General features: G+C 66.7%; 20 protein-coding genes and 1 tRNA gene. 6 read left to right on the top strand and 15 right to left on the bottom strand.

The features are described from left to right. Positions 1 to 20: 20 nt before the first annotated feature. Positions 21 to 239, top strand: coding sequence for a DnaJ family domain-containing protein (locus tag OC159_RS00105; RefSeq protein ID WP_265499124.1), 219 nt, complete (start codon positions 21 to 23; stop codon positions 237 to 239). On the opposite strand, the gene OC159_RS00100 is transcribed toward OC159_RS00105, so the two are convergent. The 3 genes from OC159_RS00100 to OC159_RS00090 are packed head-to-tail and all read right to left on the bottom strand — an operon-like array spanning position 226 to position 3,005. Then, a complete protein-coding gene (locus OC159_RS00100; RefSeq protein ID WP_265499123.1) occupies positions 226 to 1,329 on the bottom strand; it encodes a pyridoxal phosphate-dependent aminotransferase in 1,104 nt (367 codons plus the stop codon). The two genes, OC159_RS00105 and OC159_RS00100, sit on opposite strands and share 14 nt — an antisense overlap. A gap of 42 nt (positions 1,330 to 1,371) precedes the next feature. Beyond that, the gene (locus OC159_RS00095; protein ID WP_103171752.1) at positions 1,372 to 1,608 is read right to left on the bottom strand and encodes an Lrp/AsnC ligand binding domain-containing protein; all 237 of its coding nucleotides are present in this window, start codon (positions 1,606 to 1,608) and stop codon (positions 1,372 to 1,374) included. Between the two features lie 23 nt (positions 1,609 to 1,631). Continuing rightward, positions 1,632 to 3,005, bottom strand: a complete 1,374-nt coding sequence (locus OC159_RS00090; RefSeq protein ID WP_265499122.1) for an MATE family efflux transporter — start codon at positions 3,003 to 3,005, stop codon at positions 1,632 to 1,634. 146 nt (positions 3,006 to 3,151) lie between these two features. On the opposite strand from OC159_RS00090, the gene OC159_RS00085 reads away from it, so the two are divergent. The 3 genes from OC159_RS00085 to plsY are packed head-to-tail and all read left to right on the top strand — an operon-like array spanning position 3,152 to position 5,972. Continuing rightward, complete coding sequence (locus OC159_RS00085; RefSeq protein WP_265499121.1) at positions 3,152 to 4,111, top strand: aspartate carbamoyltransferase catalytic subunit; 960 nt, start codon at positions 3,152 to 3,154, stop codon at positions 4,109 to 4,111. A 2-nt stretch (positions 4,112 to 4,113) separates the two neighbouring features. Beyond that, entirely contained in the window at positions 4,114 to 5,394 is a 1,281-nt protein-coding gene (gene pyrC, locus OC159_RS00080; protein ID WP_265499120.1) for a dihydroorotase, read from the top strand. Next, on the top strand, positions 5,391 to 5,972 hold the full coding sequence (gene plsY / locus OC159_RS00075) for a glycerol-3-phosphate 1-O-acyltransferase PlsY (RefSeq protein WP_265499119.1): 582 nt from the start codon (positions 5,391 to 5,393) through the stop codon (positions 5,970 to 5,972). The genes pyrC and plsY overlap by 4 nt, the downstream gene beginning before the upstream one ends. A 3-nt stretch (positions 5,973 to 5,975) precedes the next feature. On the opposite strand, the gene OC159_RS00070 is transcribed toward plsY, so the two are convergent. The 11 genes from OC159_RS00070 to OC159_RS00020 all read right to left on the bottom strand — a co-directional run bounded on the left by OC159_RS00070 (position 5,976) and on the right by OC159_RS00020 (position 15,388). Continuing rightward, positions 5,976 to 6,338 carry a hypothetical protein gene (locus OC159_RS00070; RefSeq protein ID WP_265499118.1) on the bottom strand — a complete coding sequence of 121 codons (363 nt, stop codon included), beginning with the start codon at positions 6,336 to 6,338 and terminating at the stop codon, positions 5,976 to 5,978. 127 nt (positions 6,339 to 6,465) lie between these two features. Beyond that, positions 6,466 to 7,836 carry a glutamate--cysteine ligase gene (locus OC159_RS00065; protein ID WP_265499116.1) on the bottom strand — a complete coding sequence of 457 codons (1,371 nt, stop codon included), beginning with the start codon at positions 7,834 to 7,836 and terminating at the stop codon, positions 6,466 to 6,468. A gap of 69 nt (positions 7,837 to 7,905) precedes the next feature. Beyond that, a complete protein-coding gene (locus tag OC159_RS00060) occupies positions 7,906 to 8,412 on the bottom strand; it encodes a hypothetical protein (RefSeq protein ID WP_265499115.1) in 507 nt (168 codons plus the stop codon). A 40-nt stretch (positions 8,413 to 8,452) separates the two neighbouring features. Further along, on the bottom strand, positions 8,453 to 8,887 hold the full coding sequence (locus tag OC159_RS00055; RefSeq protein WP_265499114.1) for a molybdenum cofactor biosynthesis protein MoaE: 435 nt from the start codon (positions 8,885 to 8,887) through the stop codon (positions 8,453 to 8,455). Positions 8,888 to 8,890: 3 nt separating this feature from the next. Further along, complete coding sequence (gene moaD / locus OC159_RS00050; protein WP_265499113.1) at positions 8,891 to 9,142, bottom strand: molybdopterin converting factor subunit 1; 252 nt, start codon at positions 9,140 to 9,142, stop codon at positions 8,891 to 8,893. After that, positions 9,132 to 9,764, bottom strand: coding sequence for a CDP-diacylglycerol--glycerol-3-phosphate 3-phosphatidyltransferase (gene pgsA, locus OC159_RS00045; RefSeq protein WP_265499112.1), 633 nt, complete (start codon positions 9,762 to 9,764; stop codon positions 9,132 to 9,134). Before pgsA ends, moaD begins: the two co-directional genes overlap by 11 nt. Positions 9,765 to 9,846: 82 nt before the next feature. After that, complete coding sequence (locus OC159_RS00040; protein WP_265499111.1) at positions 9,847 to 10,215, bottom strand: hypothetical protein; 369 nt, start codon at positions 10,213 to 10,215, stop codon at positions 9,847 to 9,849. An 84-nt stretch (positions 10,216 to 10,299) separates the two neighbouring features. After that, positions 10,300 to 12,150, bottom strand: coding sequence for an excinuclease ABC subunit UvrC (uvrC, locus tag OC159_RS00035; RefSeq protein ID WP_265499110.1), 1,851 nt, complete (start codon positions 12,148 to 12,150; stop codon positions 10,300 to 10,302). Between the two features lie 343 nt (positions 12,151 to 12,493). Further along, positions 12,494 to 13,417 carry a calcium/sodium antiporter gene (locus OC159_RS00030; protein WP_265499109.1) on the bottom strand — a complete coding sequence of 308 codons (924 nt, stop codon included), beginning with the start codon at positions 13,415 to 13,417 and terminating at the stop codon, positions 12,494 to 12,496. A gap of 102 nt (positions 13,418 to 13,519) precedes the next feature. Next, positions 13,520 to 14,326, bottom strand: coding sequence for a S49 family peptidase (locus tag OC159_RS00025; protein WP_265499108.1), 807 nt, complete (start codon positions 14,324 to 14,326; stop codon positions 13,520 to 13,522). A 30-nt stretch (positions 14,327 to 14,356) separates the two neighbouring features. Beyond that, positions 14,357 to 15,388: a LacI family DNA-binding transcriptional regulator gene (locus OC159_RS00020; RefSeq protein WP_265499107.1), complete on the bottom strand. Its 1,032-nt coding sequence runs from the start codon at positions 15,386 to 15,388 to the stop codon at positions 14,357 to 14,359. Between the two features lie 114 nt (positions 15,389 to 15,502). On the opposite strand from OC159_RS00020, the gene OC159_RS00015 reads away from it, so the two are divergent. Beyond that, a tRNA-Arg gene (locus OC159_RS00015) sits at positions 15,503 to 15,579 on the top strand. Between the two features lie 118 nt (positions 15,580 to 15,697). Here the strand turns inward: OC159_RS00015 and OC159_RS00010 are convergent. Then, positions 15,698 to 17,185 (bottom strand): hypothetical protein, encoded by a 1,488-nt coding sequence (locus OC159_RS00010; protein ID WP_265499106.1) that lies wholly within the window; start codon positions 17,183 to 17,185, stop codon positions 15,698 to 15,700. A 604-nt stretch (positions 17,186 to 17,789) separates the two neighbouring features. On the opposite strand from OC159_RS00010, the gene OC159_RS00005 reads away from it, so the two are divergent. Beyond that, positions 17,790 to 18,266: a hypothetical protein gene (locus OC159_RS00005; RefSeq protein ID WP_265499105.1), complete on the top strand. Its 477-nt coding sequence runs from the start codon at positions 17,790 to 17,792 to the stop codon at positions 18,264 to 18,266. The last annotated feature ends 220 nt before the right edge of the window (positions 18,267 to 18,486 follow it).

The raw sequence follows: 18,486 nt of genomic DNA, 5'->3' as shown, positions 1-18,486 counted from the left end.
AAGCCCCTGCCCAGCGTCCCGTGGGAGACATCGGCGGGGCCGTGGGCTTTCGGATCATGGCCGAAGCCGGCGTCCTGCCAGAGGAGATCGTGCTGAAGAAGCAGGTCATCGCCGCGCAGGCGCGGCTGGCCGTGATGCCTGACGGGCCCGACCGCGGCACCCTGCTGGCCGAGATCGCCCGCCTGCAGATGCGTCAGGCGATAGCTGAGAAGGCGCGCCGCCGCTTCATGCGGAACTGAGACGGTCCAGTGCCCGTGGCAGGGCGTCTTCCAGCACGTCCAGTTCCGTCACGGTGCCGCAGCTGATGCGGATGCAGCGGTCCAGCGGTGCCACGCCGGGCATGCGGATGAAGACGCCCTCGGCCTCGAGCCCGGCAACAAGGGCGCGGGCGAAGCTGCCGTCGCGGCCGGTATCCAGCGCTACGAAGTTCGTGGCAGACGGCAGCGCCGTCAGGCCGCTCACCGCGCCGATGTGCGCGATGCGGTCGCGGGCGGCGGCAACCTCGGCCACGACATGGGCCAGCCACCCCTGATCGGCCAGCGCGGCCAGTGCCCCCGCCTGCGCGATGCGGTTCACGCCGAAGTGGTTGCGGATGCGGTCAAAGCCCGCGATCAGGTCCGACGCACCGATGGCATAGCCGATCCGCGCCCCGGCCAGCCCGTAGGCCTTGGAGAAGGTCCGCATGCGGATCACGCGCGGATCGTCGGCTGAGATCCGGGGAACCGCATCGGCGGGCGCGAATTCGACATAGGCCTCGTCCAGCACCAGCAGGCTGTCGTCCGGCAGGCGGTCCAGCATCGCCTCGATCACAGGGGCCTTGTGCCAGCTGCCCATCGGATTGTCCGGATTGGCCAGATAGACCAACCGCGCGCCCACCTGCCGCGCACGATCCACAAGCGCCTCGGGGTCCTCGGCAGCGTTGCGATAGGGCACCTTGTGAAGGGCCCCGCCGAAGCCGGTCACGTGATAGTTGAAGGTCGGGTAGGCACCGTCCGAGGTGACCACCGCGTCGCCCGGCGCCACCATCAACCGCACCAGGTTGCCCAGCAACCCGTCGATCCCCTCGCCCACCAGCAGGTTCGCCGAGCCGATCCCGTGATGCGCCGCCAGGGCAGTTGTCAGGTCATGGCTGGGCGCGTCGCCGTACTTCCAGACCTGCCCCACCGCCTCGCGCATCGCGCGCGCCGCCAGGGGGCTGGGGCCGAAGGCGCTTTCATTCGCGCCAAGACGCGCAGCGAAGGACGCGCCCCGCTGGCGTTCCAGCGTTTCGGGACCGACAAAGGGAACGGTGGCGGGCAGTCCCGCAGGCAGGGGGGCAAATCGTGTCATGGCGCGCAATCTGCCCCGACAGCGCCCGCCCTGCAAGCGCGCTCAGAAGGCGCGGAAGGTCATCGTGGTCAGGGTCCGGCTGATATGGGGGATGTCGAACAGCCGGTCCGACAGGAAACGGCCCACATCCTCGTCCTCGGGGATATAGACCTTGGCGATCAGGTCATAGTCGCCCGAGGTCGAGTAAAGCTCGCTGACCACTTCGCGGTCATAGATCGCCTCGGCAACCTGATAGGTCTTGCCGGGCTCGCAGCGGAACTGGACGAAAACTGGGCGCATCGGGCTCTCCTTCCGGGCGCAGGTTAGACCGCCGCGACGGCGCGGGTCCAGTCCCCGCGCGCATGCCCCCGCCAGAAGCGGCGCATCAGCAGGATCGCCGCCAACGTCAGCCCGACGCACAGGCCCAGCCACAGCCCCGCCGGCCCGAAGCCCAAGGGGAAGGCCAGCGCCCAGGCCACCGGCATGCCGACCACCCAATAGCTGAAGCCCGCGATCCACATCGGGACCTGCGTATCATGCACCCCGCGCAGGAAGCCCAGGGCGATGACCTGGAACGCATCGGTCAGCTGGAACAGCGCCGCGAACATCAGCAGGCTGGCCCCGATGGCCACGATCTGCGGCGCCTGCGGGTCCGCGGGGTCGAGGTAGAGCCGCACCAGCCCCTCGGCGAACAGCAGATAGAGAGCGATGGCGATCCCGGCGAAGACCAGCGACATCCACATGACGGTCACGGCCGCGTCGCGCATCCAAGGGCGGTCGCCGCGGCCCTTGGCCTGCCCCACCCGCACGGTGGCCGCGTTCGACAGCCCCAGATGCGCCATGAAGGTGATCGAGGTGATCTGCAGCGCGATCCCGTGCGCCGCCAGCTGCGGCGTCCCGATCCAGCCCATCATGACGTTGGACGCCACGAACAGCCCGCCCTCGGCCACCATGGTCAGGCCGATGGGCCAGCCTACGCGGGCGACCTGCGCCATCGCCTGCCAGTCAGGTCGCCAGAAGCGCTGGAACAGGTTGTACTGCCGCGCCATCGGCAGCCAGGCCGCATAGGCGACCAGCAGCACCAGCTGGACCACCTGCACCGTGACACTGGCGATGGCGGCACCGCGCACGCCCAGTTCCGGCGCGCCGAGGTTGCCGAAGATCAGCACCCAGTTCAGGAACAGGTTCAGGGGCAGCCCGGCCAGCGTCACCCACATGACGATCTGCGTCCGCTCCAGCGCCGCCAGGTAGGATGCCAGCGTCAGCTGTCCCAGCACGACCCCCAGGCCCCAGCCGGCGATGCGCAGGTAATCCTGCGCCAGCGCAGAGACGAGCGGCGTCTGGCCCAAGCCCAGCAGGATCGGCTCGGACCACCACATCAGCGGCATGACGACCAGCGCGAAGCCCGCCGAAAGCCACAGCGCCATGCGCGCGCCACGCCGGACCTCGGTCTCGTTCCCGCTGGCGATGTGGCTGGCGATCAGCCCCATCACGCCAGTGCCGAAGCCCATGCCCAGGAAGAACAGGATGTGGAAGAACGAGGTCGCGATGACCAGCGCCGCCAGCGGCTCGACCCCGTACCAGCCGATCATGACCGTGTCGCCCACGCCGATGGCCATGCGCGCCAGGTGGCTGCCGATCAGCGGCAGTCCCAGGGACAGCGTCGCAAGGATATGGGGACGATACCGGCTGCTCATTTCTTCGCCATATCCGCGCCCGCCGAACCCGGCAAGAGACAGTTGCACGGCCTGCAGAAAGCTGCCGTCGCCCCGGGTCGCACCCCGCTTGCCGCAACCCCGCCCATCTGCGATAGAACGGCTCGACCCCGACCAAGAGGCCGCACATGAGCTTTCGCGCCCGCCACCTTCTGGGCATCGACCATCTGAAGCCAGACGAGATCGTGTCGCTGCTGGACCTGGCCGAGGATTACGTTTCCCTCAACCGCCGCACCGTCAAGCATTCCGACGCACTGGAAGGGCTGACCCAGATCAACATGTTCTTCGAGAACTCGACCCGCACACAGGCCAGTTTCGAACTGGCGGGCAAGCGGCTTGGGGCGGACGTGATGAACATGGCGGTCAGCCAGTCCAGCGTGAAGAAGGGCGAAACCCTGATCGACACGGCGCTGACGCTGAACGCGATGCAGCCCGACCTTCTGGTCGTGCGTCACCCCCATTCAGGTGCCGTGAACCTGCTGGCGGAAAAGGTGAACTGCGCCGTCATCAACGCGGGCGACGGGCGGCACGAACATCCGACGCAGGCGCTGCTGGACGCGCTGACGATCCGCCGCGCCAAGGGACGGCTGCACCGCCTGACCATCGCGATCTGCGGCGACATCGCCCACAGCCGGGTCGCGCGGTCGAACCTGATCCTGCTGGGCAAGATGGAAAACCGGATCCGCCTGATCGGGCCGTCCACCCTGATGCCGTCCGGCGTGGCCGAGATGGGGGTCGAGCTCTATGAAGACATGCGCGAGGGGCTGAAGGGCGCGGATGTCGTCATGATGCTGCGGCTGCAGAAGGAACGCATGGACGGCGGCTTCATCCCGTCCGAGCGCGAATATTTCCACCGCTGGGGGCTGGATGCCGAAAAGCTGGCGCTTGCCGCGCCCGATGCCATCGTCATGCATCCCGGCCCGATGAACCGCGGGGTCGAGATCGACGGCACCATCGCCGACGACATCAACCGCAGCGTCATCCAGGATCAGGTCGAAATGGGGGTCGCCGTCCGCATGGCGGCCCTTGACCTGCTGGCCCGCAACCTGCGCGCCGAACGCGGCCGCGCCGCACTGGGCGAGGTGTGATCATGGACATCGTCTTCCGCAACGCGCGCCTGATCGATCCCGAAACGCTGACCGACGAACCGGGTAGCCTGCGCGTCATCGACGGCCGCATCTCCGGCCGTGCCGCGCCGGACGAACCCGTCCACGAAGGCGCGAGGGTCATCGACTGCAACGGCCGGGCGCTGGCGCCGGGTCTGATCGACTGGGGCGTCAAGATCGGCGAACCGGGGGAACGCCACAAGGAAAGCTTCCGCAGCGCCGGCCGCGCAGCGGCGGCCGGCGGCGTCACGACCATGGTTGCCCGTCCCGACACGATGCCCCCCATCGACACGCCCGAGGCGCTGGAGTTCGTCACCCGCCGCGCCGCCGATGCGCCGGTGAACATCCGCCACATGGCGGCGCTGACCAAGTCGCGCGAAGGGCGCGAGATGGTCGAGATCGGCTTCCTGAACGATCTGGGCGCGGTGGCCTTTACCGACGGCGTACGCGTCGTGCGTGACACCAAGCTTCTGTCGCGCTGCATGACCTATGCCCGCGGCCTCGACGCGCTGATCATTGGCCATCCGCAGGATCAGGGCCTGTCGCAGGGCGCGGCGGCGACCAGCGGGAAGTTTGCCTCGCTCTATGGCATCCCCTCGGTCTCGCCCATGGCCGAGGTGATGGGGCTGGACCGCGACCTGTCGCTGGTCGCCATGACCCGTTGCCGCTGGCACGCCGACCAGATCACCACGGCCGCCGCCCTGCCCGCGCTGGCGCGTGCCCGCGACGTGGGGCTGGACGTGACGGCCGGGATCTCGATCCACCACCTGACGCTGAACGAATTCGATGTCGGCGATTACCGAACCTTCTTCCGCTTCACCCCGCCCCTGCGGTCCGAGGAGGACCGCCAGGCGATGGTGCAGGCAGTGGCCGACGGGCTGATCGACAGCATCGCCAGCTTCCATACGCCGCAGGACGAGGAATCGAAGCGCCTGCCCTTCGAGGCCGCCGCCCCCGGCGCCGTCGGCTTGCAGACGCTGCTGCCGGCGGCACTGCGGCTTTACCACCAGGGTGGGCTCAGCCTGCCGCAACTGTGGCGGGCGCTGTCGCTGAACCCGGCGCGCCGCCTGCGCCTGCCGTCGGGTCGCCTGGCCGACGGGGCGCCCGGCGACCTGGTGCTGTTCGATCCGGACGCGCCCTTCGTTCTGGACCGCTTCACCCTTTTGTCGAAGTCGAAGAACACGCCCTTCGACGGCGCGCGGATGCAGGGCCGCATCCTAGGCACCTGGGTTGCAGGCCGGCCCGTCTTCGGAGACCACGCATGAGCCTGATCCTCTGGGCCGTCTTCGGCTATCTGCTGGGGGCGGTGCCCTTCGGCATCGTGATCACCCGCGCGCTTGGCCTGGGCGACCTGCGCCGGATCGGATCGGGCAATATCGGGGCGACCAACGTGCTGCGCACGGGCAACAAGCCGGCCGCGCTGGCCACGCTGCTGCTGGACAGCGGCAAGGGCGCCATCGCGGTCCTGCTGGCCCGCCACTTCGGCGGAGAGACCGCAGCGATCCTGGCGGGCGGCGCCGCCTTCCTGGGCCACTGCTTCCCCGTCTGGCTGGGCTTCAAGGGCGGCAAGGGGGTCGCGACCTTCCTTGGCACGCTGATCGCGCTGCACTGGCCGCTCGGCCTGATCGCCTGCGCGACCTGGGCCCTGACGGCCGCCGTCAGCCGCATCAGCAGCCTCAGCGCCCTTCTGGCGGCGGCGCTGGCCCCGGTCTTTGCCTGGGGTCTGGGGCGCATGGACATCGCGTGGGTGGCCGCCTTCATGGCGGTGCTGATCTTCATCCGCCACCACGGCAACATCAGCCGCCTGCTGAACGGGACGGAGCCTCGCATCGGCCGGAAATAGGTCCTACCGTTCGGCCACCAGCACCTTGCCGGCGCGGGCCGCGCGGGGCGCTGCCGGCACCTCGGCCAGTGCGGCGGGGCTGAACGGACCCTGCGGCTTGGCGACCGCCTCGGCCGCAGGCGCAGCCCCACGCTGCAGCAGGTCCACCCCCCGCCGTACCGACACCGCGATCGAGATCAGCGCGAGGCAGGCCCCCGCCAGCAGGATCAACGCGACGCAGCCCAGGATCCCCATGTAGATCGGCATCGGCGGCACGCCCTCGGCGGACCGCACCAGGGCCACGACCAGGCCCAGCAGCGCCAGCACCCCGGCTCCGAAGACCAGCGCCACCAGCCATCCGATCCACCGCATCGCATCACCACGCATCTTCCGCCCCATCGTGCTGTTTTTCGACGGCGTGCCATTCCACGCGCGGCAGATCAAGCCGGCAGCGCACGCCGCCACCTCACCTTCCCGTGCGGTCTTCTTCGCCAGGGCCGCCGGCAGCGGTATCTCAGTAGGAATACTCGTCGTAGATCCGGGTCAGGTCGCCCGCCCATTCGCCGTGGTACTTCGCCAGAAGCTCGTCGGCGGGGATCCGGCCGCTGTCGACGCTTTCCTTCAGGGCGTTCAGGAAGTGCGTCTCGTCCGGGACCAGGCCGCCGCTGCCGGGCATGGCGCGGTTCTTCAGGCCGGTTTCGGCAATCGCCACGACCTCTCGGGCCAAGTCGTGCATGCGGATGCCGCCCGCTTCGGCCTGCAGGCCGTCGCGGCCCGCCGCAACGCGCAGCGCCTCGCGCGTCTCGGCATCCCAGCCCTTGACCAGGTCCCAGGCCGCGTCCAGCGCCTCGGTGTCATAGGTCAGGCCGACCCACAGCGCCGGCAGCGCGCACAGCCTGCGCCATGGCCCGCCATCGGCACCGCGCATCTCTATGTATTTCTTCACACGCGCTTCGGGGAAGACGGTGGTCATATGGTCGGCCCAGTCCGACAGGGTCGGCACCTGGCCCGGAAGGGCGGGCAGGCGGCCGTTCAGGAAGTCCTTGAAGCTCTGGCCCAGAGCGTCGATGTACTTGCCGTCGCGATAGACGAAATACATCGGGACGTTCAGGACATAGTCTACCCAGGCTTCGTAGCCGAAACCGTCCTCGAAGACGAAGGGCAGCATGCCGGTTCGCGCGGCGTCGAGGTTCTGCCAGATATGCGCGCGCCAGGACTTCATGCCGTTCGGCTTGCCGTCCAGGAAGGGCGAGTTCGCGAACAGCGCCGTCGCCACCGGTTGCAGCGCCAGCGCCACGCGCATCTTCTGGACCATGTCGGCCTCGGACGCGAAATCCAGATTCACCTGCACGGTGCAGGTCCGGTACATCATCTGCGTGCCAAGCGTGCCCACGCGTCCCATGTAGTCGGTCATCAGCCGATAGCGCCCCTTGGGCATCATCGGCATCTGGTCCTGCGTCCAGAGCGGCGCGGCACCCAGGCCGATGAAGCCCGCGCCAATGTCCCTGGCGACCGCCTCGACCTCGGCCAGGTGGCTGTTCACCTCGTCGCAGGTCTGGTGGATCGTCTCCAAGGGCGCGCCGGACAGTTCCAGCTGGCCACCCGGCTCCAGGCTCACGTTGGCGCCGTTGCGCTCCAGCCCGATCAGCTTGTCGGCCTCCAGGACCGGCTGCCAGTTGAAGCGGTCGCGCAGCCCCTCCAGCATGGCCGTGATCGAGGTCGGGCCCTCGTAGGGCAAGGGCAGCTTGCGGGCGTCGTCATAGCCGAACTTCTCGTGCTCGGTCCCGATCCGCCACTGGTCCTTCGGCTTTTCGCCGCTGGCGATATAGGCCGCCAGCTGGTCGCGATGTTCGATGGGGCCTCCGCCCTGCTGTGGAATGGACATAGGGTCGAGGCCTTTCTCGGTTTCCGGTCGGTCACAGGTGGCAAGCGCGCCGGGCCAAGTCAAGCCGCGTCAGCTGGGCCTGCGCCAAACGGTTCGCATCGCCTCGGGCTGCGCGGCGACATGCGACAGCGCCTTTGACAGCATCCCAAGGTCCAGCCCCGGCAGCGTCTCGAACGCGTCGGCCAGCACGGCGGCGCCTGCGGCGTCGACCGGGATCAGCAGGGCCTGCCCGTCCTGGCTGCGCAGCCGCCAGCATGCGCGCCCCCGCAGGCGCAGAAGCCGGATCTCGGTCAGGTCGCGCAGCGCGACCTCTCCGCCCGGCTCGGTCGCACCGTAATAGCGGACGGCGCCCTCGACCAACTCGACCACGCCGGGGGCGGCGACCGGCCTGCGGAAGGGCGCATGGCGCAGCGCGCCGACGGTCAGGCTGGCGCCCACAAGCACCACGCCCGCGCCGACCAGGGCGAAGAACCAACCGCCCAAGAAGGTCAGCCACAGCCCAAGAAGCGTCAGCCCCCCGAAGATCAGCAGTTCCGACCGGTCGCGCAGCAGGGCGCGAAGTTCGGGCCGGATCATGGGCCGCGATAGGTCGTGGGCGTCCGGGCGCTGCAGACGATTACCACCGGCTCAGCGCGTCCTCGTCGCCTGCCTTGGCCTGCACCCAGGTCGCCGAGCCGTCACGGGCGATCTCGCGCTTCCAGAAGGGGGCGCGGGATTTCAGCCAGTCCATGAGATAGCCGGCCGCGTCGAAGGCGGCGCGGCGGTGGCGGGCGGCGGTGGCGACCATCATGATCTGGTCGCCGATCTCGATCCGGCCGTGACGGTGGACGATGCGCCAGTCGGCCAGGTCGAAGCGCTGCGCGGCCGCGGCACCGAAGTCCGAGAGCGCCCGCTCCGTCATCTCGGGATAGTGCTCGATCTCGAGCGCGGCCATCTGGCCGGTGTCGTCGCGCACGAGGCCGGTGAAGGTCACCACGGCGCCCGCGCCTGCTCCGAAGTCCCGCAGTTCGGCCGCCAGGTCAAAGGGCGCGGTCTGGACGCGGGCGGTCATGGATCAGCCGCCGGTCATGGGCGGGAAGAAGGCCACTTCTCGGGCGCCCGACAAGGGCGCGTCGAGGTCGGTCAGCTTCTGGTCCACCGCGCAGCGCAAGGTGGCAAGATCGTCGAAAGCCGCCGCGTGGCCCGGCGTGCTGGCGGCCAGCTGGGCCACCAGGTCGCGGACGGTGGCCGCGTCGGTGGTGACGGTTTCGCGCGGGTGGCCGACGCGTTCGCGCAGCCAGGCGAAATAGAGAACCTCAAGCGCCATTTCGAGGCTCCCTCAGGAAGGGCAGTGCCTTGACGAAATAATCCCAGCCCGTCCAGGCGGTCAAGCCGGCGGCGACCCAGATCAGCGCGACGCCCGCATAGGTCGCAAGCGCGGCGGCGCTGCCCGACCAGATCAGCCCGGCTTCGCCCACGCGCGGGGGGCGGCCGGCTTCGTTGAAGGCCAGCCCGGTACCAAGGAACAGCGTCGCGATGGCGACCATCTGCAGCGTGGTCTTCCATTTGGCCAGGTTGGTGACGGCCAGCGTGCGGGACTTGTCGCCCAGGAATTCGCGCAGGCCGGACACGAACACCTCTCGGAAGAGGATCACCGTCACCGGCAGGATCAGCCAGGGGTTCATGCCGGAATAGCCGGTGATGACCACCAGCGCGATGATGACCATCGCCTTGTCGGCGATGGGGTCCATGGCGGCGCCGAAGCGGCTTTCCTGCTTCCAGGCGCGGGCCAGATAGCCGTCGAACCAGTCGGTGATCGCGGCCAGCAGGAACAGCGTCAGCGCAGCCCAGTCAGCCCATGGCCGGTGAAAATAGAGAAACATCAACGGCACCGCGGGGGCGGCCAGAAGACGCAGCAAGGTCAGGATGTTCGGCAGGTTCCAGCGCATGGGGGCAAGCTAGTCGCTGCCGTGGGACTTGGAAAGGGGCAAGGCTGATGTACCCCGCCCCCGTTCGGTCACGATGACAGGATCAGGCCGCGGTCGGCGTTTCCTCGGAAAGGTCGAAGCGCTGGTCGTTGATGGTCAGGCGCAGGGCCTTGATGCGGGTTTCGCCGAAATGATGCGCGGGTTCTCCGGCGACATGGACCTTGTCGCCCGGCAGCAGCGCCGCATCGGTCAGGCCGATCGCGCGGTTGCGGGCATGACTGGCCAGTTCGATGGTCCAGTTCATGCCGTCGGGGGCGCGGACCTGCAGCGTCGGGTCGCTGCCGGTGATGTTGATATCGGTGATCGTGGCGTCCAGACGGGTGAGGCCATCGGCCGATCCGTTGTCAACGTCGGCAGGCGAGCGGAGAGGAATGCGGTGCGCGAAAGGTCCGAAGGAACGGGCGTAGGGCATGGCAGCCTCCTTCATCTTGTCGATGGTGAGGGGCAACCATAACGCGAATCGCCGACAGGTCGGCGGTAACATGATGCCACAGCACTAGCTGCGGGTGTTGAAGTGGTCATGCACCTTCTGCGCCATCGCAGCCGAGATTCCCTCGACCGCCAGCAGGTCGGCCAGGCCCGCGCGGCTGACGGCCTTGGCGCTGCCGAAATGCGTCAGAAGCGCGCGCTTGCGGGCCGATCCGATGCCCGCGATCTCGTCCAAGGGGTTCGACATCTGTGCCTTGGCGCGCTTGGCGCGGTGGGTGCCGATGGCCCACCGGTGCGCCTCGTCCCGCAGGCGCTGAACGAAGTACAGCACCGGGTCGTTCATGCGCAGCGCGAAGGGACGGCGGCCGGGGCGGTGGAACTCTTCTTTCCCGTGGTCGCGGTCCTGACCCTTGGCCACCCCGATCATCGGGATGTCCTCGACGCCCAGTTCGGCCATGATCTCCTCGACCGCGCTGACTTGCCCCGCGCCTCCGTCGATCAGCAGAAGGTCCGGCCAGGCCTCGGTCTGGCGGTCGGGATCGTCCTTCAGAAGGCGCTGGAAGCGGCGGGTCAGCACCTCCTTCATCATGCCGAAGTCGTCGCCGGGCGTGATCTCGGTCCCCTTGATGTTGAACTTGCGGTACTGGTTCTTCATCCAGCCTTCGGGACCCGCGACGATCATGCCGCCGACGGCGTTCGTGCCCATGATGTGGCTGTTGTCATAGACCTCGATCCGGCGCGGGGGCGCGGGCAGCTCGAACGCCTCGGCCAAACCCTCCAGCAGGCGCAGCTGGGTGGCGCTTTCGGACATCCGCCGGGCCAGGCTTTCGCGGGCGTTGCGCAGCGCGTTGGTGACCAGGTCCGACTTCTCTCCGCGCTGGGGCACCAGCACCTCGACGCGGCGGCGGGCGCGTTCGGACAGGACCTCGGCGGTCAGCTCGGGGTCCTCGGGGGCGTGGGACAGCAGGATCTGCCGGGGAGGAGGCTTGTCGTCGTAGAACTGCAGCAGGAAGGCCTGCATCACCTCGTCGGGGGATTCCGCCCCGCCGAGACGGGGGTAGAAGTCGCGGTTCCCCCAGCTCTGGTTGCCGCGGATGAAGAAGACCTGCACGCAGGCCTGCCCGCTTTCCATGTGCAGCGCGACGATGTCGGCTTCGGCCACGCCCTTGGGGTTGATCGCCTGCACGGATTGAACTGCGGTCAGCGCCTTGATGCGGTCGCGGAGCGCCGCGGCGCGTTCGTATTCCATGCCCTCGGCCGCCTTGGCCATCTCGGCCGCCAAGTTGGCCTGGATGGTCGTGGTCTTGCCCTGCAGGAAGCGTTCGGCATCGGCCACAAGGCCGTTGTAGTCGTCCTGGCTGATCCGGCCCACGCAGGGCGCGCTGCAGCGCTTGATCTGGAACAGCAGGCAAGGGCGCGTGCGGGATTCGAACGTGCTGTCGGTGCAGTTGCGCAGCAGGAACACCCGCTGCAGCTGGGTCAGCGTGCGGTTCACGGCACCGGCGCTGGCGAACGGACCGTAATAGTCGCCCTTTTCGGACTTCGCGCCGCGATGCTTCTTGATCTGTGGATAGCCATGCGACTTGGCCACCAGGATGTTCGGAAAGCTTTTGTCGTCGCGCAGAAGCACGTTGTAGCGCGGCTTCAGCTGCTTGATCAGGTTCTGTTCAAGCAGCAGCGCCTCGGTTTCGGTGCGCGTCGTCAGGAACATCATCGAGGCCGTCTCGCGGATCATCCGCGCGATGCGCCCGGAATGTCCCGAGGGGCGGGCATAGTTCGACACCCGCGCCTTCAGGTCGCGGGCCTTGCCGACATAAAGAACCGCCTGCTGCGCATCCAGCATCCGATAGACGCCGGGGCTGCTGTCGAGCGTGCGAAGGTAATCCTGGATCAGCGCGTGGCCGGTTTTCTGGGTCATGTCGAAAAATTGGTGATTCTGCGGGGCTGCTGCAAGTTTCGGACCGCGTCTGCAAGGCTGAAGCTTTCCACGGAATCTGTGGATAATTCTGTGGGCGGGCTGTGAGGACGATGCGCCCCGGCCAGCAATCGTTACGGTTCGGTGAAGTTGCCTATTTATTAGGCGGAAATTGAGGGCGTTGTTTTTGCTGCAGATTTTTTGGCATCTTCCCGGCTTTGCCAAATTCTCTAGAAGAATCCGTCACATAGTGAAGGCAACAGGAAAGTCGTGGACAAAAAGGTGCATTCGGGTCCGGAACGGTCCGGTCCGACAGCGCCATGGCTGCCGGATTGGGCCAATGCTGTCAGAGCAGCACCCAGGCATAGACGCCATAGGCCGCGACAAGCGCCGCGCCCACGGGCCGCGTCAGGCTGACCCCCCTGAACAGGAACGGCGCCAGCAGAAGGGCCGCGGCCAGCATTACCCACAGGTCCAGTCGCAGCATCTCGGGCGGGACAGACAGGGGCGCGATGAGGGACGTGATCCCGAGGATCGCCAGGATGTTGAAGATGTTCGACCCGACGACGTTGCCGAGCGCCATGTCCGCCCGCCCCTTCAGCGCCGAGGCGACAGACGCGGCCAGTTCGGGCAGCGACGTGCCGACGGCGACCAGCGTCAGGCCGATCACGGTCTCGCTGATGCCGGCGGCGCGTGCGATTTCGGTCGCGCCGTTCACCAGCATGTTCGCACCGATGGGCAGGGCGATCAGGCCGCCCGCCAGCGACAGCAGGATCTTGCCCCAGGGCGCGCCCAGTTCGGCGCCTTCCAGATCGGCCTCCTCGACCTTGCCGGTCGAGAGCTGCCGCCAGAGCGTCGCGGCAAGGGCCAACAGCAGGATGACGCCTTCAAGGCGCCCGATCTCGCCGGTAAAGGCCAGCGCGATCAGCAGGACCGCCGCCGCGATCATCATCGCCCAGCTTTCGCGCAGGTCGTGTCCCTTGGTCACGATGACCGAGATCAGCGCCGTCACCCCCAGGATGACCAGCACGTTGGCGATGTTCGAGCCTACGACGTTGCCCATCGCGATCCCGCTGGACCCTTTCAGCGCCGCCGATAGCGACACCAGCAGTTCGGGTGCCGAGGTGCCGAAGGCCACGACCGTCAGGCCGACGACCATGGGCGTGATGCCCAGCTTCAGGGCCAGGTTCACGGCACCTTTGACCAGCAGGTGACCGCCCAGGACCAGCAGGACCAGCCCGGCGACGATCAGCAAAATTTCAACGACCACGTTTTATCCCCAGGATGTTCTTCAAGGCGCGCCGGAAGGCCGGGCCGCGCACCAGCGCAAGTCCGACCATGACCAGCAGAAAGACGATGACGATGCGGATGCTCATCCGCGGGTGCCGAAGCGTTGGAAGGCTGCGCGATCCTCGGCCGCGTCCAGCACGGCCTCGGCCGACATACCCAGCCGCCGCAACAGCGGGCGGCGGACGCTGTGCACCTCGAACGCGATCTTGTCGCCATAGAGCTGCTTCATGTGGGGCACCAGGTGGCCGATGCCGTCGGCAAGTCCAAGGGCGACGGCCTCTCGGCCCGCCCAGAACTCTCCGGTAAAAAGGTCGCGCCCCTCGGGCAGACGGCCGCCGCGACGGGCGCGGACATGGTTCTTGAAGGCCTGGTGGATCGGCTCCAGGATGTTGTGCAGGCGGGCCACGTCCTCGGGACGCTCTGGCCGGAAGGGGTCCAGCGTCGACTTGGATTCGCCTGCCGTGTGGACGCGGCGCTCGATGCCCCAGCGGTCGATCAGCTGGTGAAAGCCGAAGCCCGCCGTGATCACGCCGATCGACCCCAGGATCGAGCTGTCGTCGGCCCAGATGTCGTCGGCTGCGCAGGCCAGCCAATAGCCGCCGGACGCGGCGACATCCTCGACGAAGGCATGGACCGGCACGGCCTTGTCGTCGGCCAGCCGCCGGATGCGCGCGGCGATCAGCGACGACTGCACCGGAGAGCCGCCCGGCGAATTGATCGACAGCGCCACCGCCACCGGCTTGCGGCGGAAGGCCCGCTCGATCATCGGAGCCAGGGCGGCGTCGTTCAGCCCACCGCCCCGGCCGGCACCGCCGATGGTGCCCGACAGGCGGATGACCGCGACGCGGGGCTTGCGGGACAGAAGGCGGGTCAGAAGGGGAATGCGCATGAACCGGAAGATAGGATCACGCGCAGTCGTTCACAAGGCGGGGTCTGCGGCGCGAATGGTGTCACCAGGCATGAACGTAGGGGTCAGCGCGACGATCCGATCCTCGGGGGCGCGGTCTTTGCCTGCCACCAGCCGGGCGGCCCGCCGACCCACGTCCACGCGCCGGGCATCCGTGGTGGCCAGCCGCACCGGCAGACCGTCCAGCAGGTCGACTCCGTTGAAGCCCGCCAGCCCCAGCCTGCCCGGAATGTCATATCCCTTGTCGAGACAATGGAGCAGCCCGCCTGCCCCGATCATGTCGTTCGAAAAATAGAGGAAATCGAGGTCCGGCGCCCGCGCCAGCAGCCGCTCGGTCAGCTCGCGGCCCTTCAGCAGCGAAGACCCGCCCTGATAATATTCCCGCGCCTCGAGTTGCACGCCGGCGGCCGTCAGCCCCTCCTCGAAGCCCAGCAGGCGTTTTCGGGCGCGATGATCCTCGGGCATGTGGGTGCCGACGAAGCCGATGCGGCGATAGCCTGCGGCCAGAATCCGCGCCGCCATCTCGCGACCCGCTCGGATATGAGAGATGCCCACAAGCGTGTCGATCCCCTCGCCGTCGATGTCCATGATCTCGACCACCGGGATGCCCGAGTTCTGCAGCATCGCGCGGGCGGCCTTGCTATGCTCCAGCCCGGCCAGGATCACGCCCGAGGGCCGCCAGGACAGCATGTCGTAAAGGACCATCTCCTCTCGCGCGGGGGAATAGTTGGTGACCCCGATGACCGGCTGCAGCCCTGTGTCGTCCAGTTCGGCCGAAATCCCGCCCAGCACGTCCGGAAAGACCAGGTTCGACAGCGACGGAATGACCACCGCGACAAGGTTCACCCGCTGGCTGGCCAGCCCGCCCGCGATCTTGTTGGGCACGTAGCCGAGTGTCTTCGCCGCCGTCAGCACCTTTTCTCGCGTGGCCGCCGACACATCGCCCCGGTTGCGCAGCACGCGGCTGACGGTCATCTCCGAAACGCCCGACGCCTCGGACACATCTCGGAGGGTCAGAGGTCGGCGGGGACGGGTCGGAAGCATGATGAGGATCCTGGCGATGGGTCGAGCGATGTTAGCGGAGGACAGTGGGCGCGACAACCGCCGCCCGTTCGCCGCTTGCCAAACGCGCCCCCGACCCGCTAGACACGGCCTATCGGCCCCGTGGCTCAACTGGATAGAGCAGCCCCCTCCTAAGGGGCAGGTTACAGGTTCAAGTCCTGTCGGGGTCACCAATAAGATCAACTACTTGCCAATAGGGCATAAGTTTGCACGTTTTGGGGGTGGTTTTTGCCCATCCCCTGTCAACAAGAAACTCCCGCGCGTGTTTGATTTGTTGATCCAGCATGTGAATCATCCGCTCCCATGTCCGGCTGCGCGTAATGCCCGCTCAGCCTCGATGCGGAGATAGAGGGTCCCGACATTTCCCTTGCCCGCCAGATAAGGCTGGACATCCGCCGCGTTGAGGAGACTGCGGGAGACATTTCGCTGCAGCCCGAACTCCTGTGCAATCATCGTCAGGTTCAGGAAACGTGCGCGGAACGCGGCCATGGATGATTCCGGCACGGTCCGCATTCGCCGGCGCGTGACAGGATGAACGATGTCTTCCACGGCTAGGTCGCCGCATTCCACCAACGCCAGCAGCTGCACGGCATCGCGAATTCCGATCCCGCGTCCGAATTCAGAAAGAGATACCGCGCGGCCAGTTTCCGCAGAAGATGCTTCATCCATGGTCAACACATCGGCAATGCTGACCTGGAACCCGTGATAGCCTGCGCCCGGCGACTGTTGCCTGAGGCGCAGGTTTCCCGCGCTCAGGCCGGCGAATATTCGGGCGATGCTCACACCGGTTCGGGCCTGGGCAATCTGTATGGTGGCCCAATCCTGCACATCCCCAAGCTCGCTGCGCGAAGCGTAGACTTTCAACTCATCAACCAAGGCCGCTGCGTCCTTCGGACTCCAGCGCAACCGCGCAGTTGTCAAGGCTGTGCGGGGGATCAGGATGTCAGCATGCTCCAGCGCCATCATCTCGGCTTCGGTCGCCCCGAGCATCTTGCGCATTGCCCCATCCGGGACGAGCGTCGAAATGGTCTCCAGCAAGGGGGCAAATCTGCGGGCATCGAATGTCACTCGCGTATAGGGGCGGTGATCATCGGAGGCAATTGCTCCGGCCTCGACCAGCAAAGGCCTCAACCGGTCAGGGTTGACGCTCAGTTCATTTGCGGAGGTGGCAACAGAATGAATGCGCCGCTCGGTTAGAATGTGGCCGAAGACACTGTCAGCGGCGTCCAACGGCCAGAGGTCGAGCAACGCCTCCCGCAAGATATCCCGAAACACATCGAAGGCTGTTTCTTGACGAAGATGCTGACCTAGGATTGCACACATTCGATGGTAAACCTTCCGGACACCATCCGCCACGCCATCTCCCTCGAAGGACAGCTGGATCAGCCTTGCCTTGATGGCGTCAGGCCCTTGCATGATGATATCATAGCCCGCCGCACAGGCCGCGTGCTGATGGGCAACCGGACTTTCTTCTGCCGGGATCAGCCCTGCTCCGAACATCCGACAAAACGCTGCGGTTGCGGATATGCCGTGTGGGGCAAGCCATGTCTGGTCGGGCCGTCCAGAGAGGCGGCCATCCAACCACAGATCGAAGTTGGAAGGCTCAACCGATGCCCCGTCAATCCGGCCCGACATGATCCGATCCAGAATTAGTCGCAGTTGATGCTGCATGTCGAAGCGGCGCTCAGGAACCTCTTCGGTCCACAAGGGCACGAGCTGCATACGATGCCGCAGACAGATCGAGACCTCACGAAGTTGCCAGTTTCCCCGCATGACCATGGCGCTGGTCGGCAGACGCTGCCGCGATCAGGAAGTCCGGCGCGAAGTGGGTATAGTTCCGACCGGTGCCAGTGAAGCTCTTCCGATGGCCAACGATAGCGCCGGCTATGGCCTCCGAGATGCCAGTTGCTCTTGCGCCTTCGTGATAAGGGTGTGCCGAGCGGTATGCGGACTGACGCCTGACACGCTGGCGCCATCGCACATGCGCAGGAAGGCACGATATCCGCCGCTGAAGTGATCCGCTTTCCTAAGTGGAGGCAGGACGTAGAGCTCACTCCTGGGCGATTGATGCAGGAGGCCTAAGACTGAGGCTCCAAGTGGGCGGATAGATCGCCCTTCCTTTACTCTCTTTCATCGTAACCGTGCACACCTGCTGTCAAGGAGATCCCAACCTATGAAGGCGAAATGCCTGTAGGTCGCGGCCTGGATTCGGAAGATGCTGGGGGATTTTATCAGGAGCCCTGACGGCGCCAAACGGTCCCGGGGTCAAGACATCGTTCCACGTCCACGCGCAGAAACACCATTCCGAACGTGCGGCCGTATCTTGTGAAAGGGCTGACACCTTTGTCCACTAGGCTCGTGGGGATCGTATTTCGATGAGCCCATGTTCCGCAGCGATTGTGTGTGTGGTCATGTAGGTCCGGTGAAATCGCGCAATGTCGTCCGGATTAATGACCAGTTGGGCCTGTCGGGTGCGCGTGTTGATCTGCGTGCGGCACGGAATGTAGCCAGCTTCGGCCATGGCAAGGAAGGTGCCCTCACCGCGGATGCCGATGGAGCGGCCGAAAGCCGCTACGGAGAGCAAGCCTTCCTCCTGGGCCTCGCGCCTGCGGTCTCTCCAGTTGTTCAAGACAGCCTTCGGAACAATCAGCGCGCGGTATCCATCTGCATCGGTGCGACGGCCGACGGGCAGCCTGCCTGCGCGAATGGCGGCGATGATGTCCCTGACGGGAATGCCTCGCCGGACCTTCGCCAACTGGATGCTCTCCCACCCACCGTCGTCCGCTGCGACTGGCACGGCCAGCTTATTGGGTTCTTCGACAAGCGCGTGGCCATCGCATCGCGCTCACCAGCGGCGTGACACGGCGCCAAGTCGCGTCGGATCTTGGAGTGGGACCTTCGACGCTCGGAAATGGATTCGGGCGATTTCCGAAGAGGCCCGGGTTCCCGAACGGGGTTTTGTCTCGGACCTGGTGGAAATTGGCTGGCGGCGTGATCTGCAGGTGGACACTCACCCGTCCGACCGGCGGCGGCAACGCCAGGGAGATCACGCCATGAAGCAGAATACCGACAGCTCGTCC

Source organism: Paracoccus beibuensis, from assembly GCF_026162625.1.
Lineage (GTDB): Bacteria > Pseudomonadota > Alphaproteobacteria > Rhodobacterales > Rhodobacteraceae > Paracoccus > Paracoccus beibuensis.
Note: the sequence above shows the minus strand (reverse complement) of the source record. Positions and strands in the feature narration are given on the sequence as shown.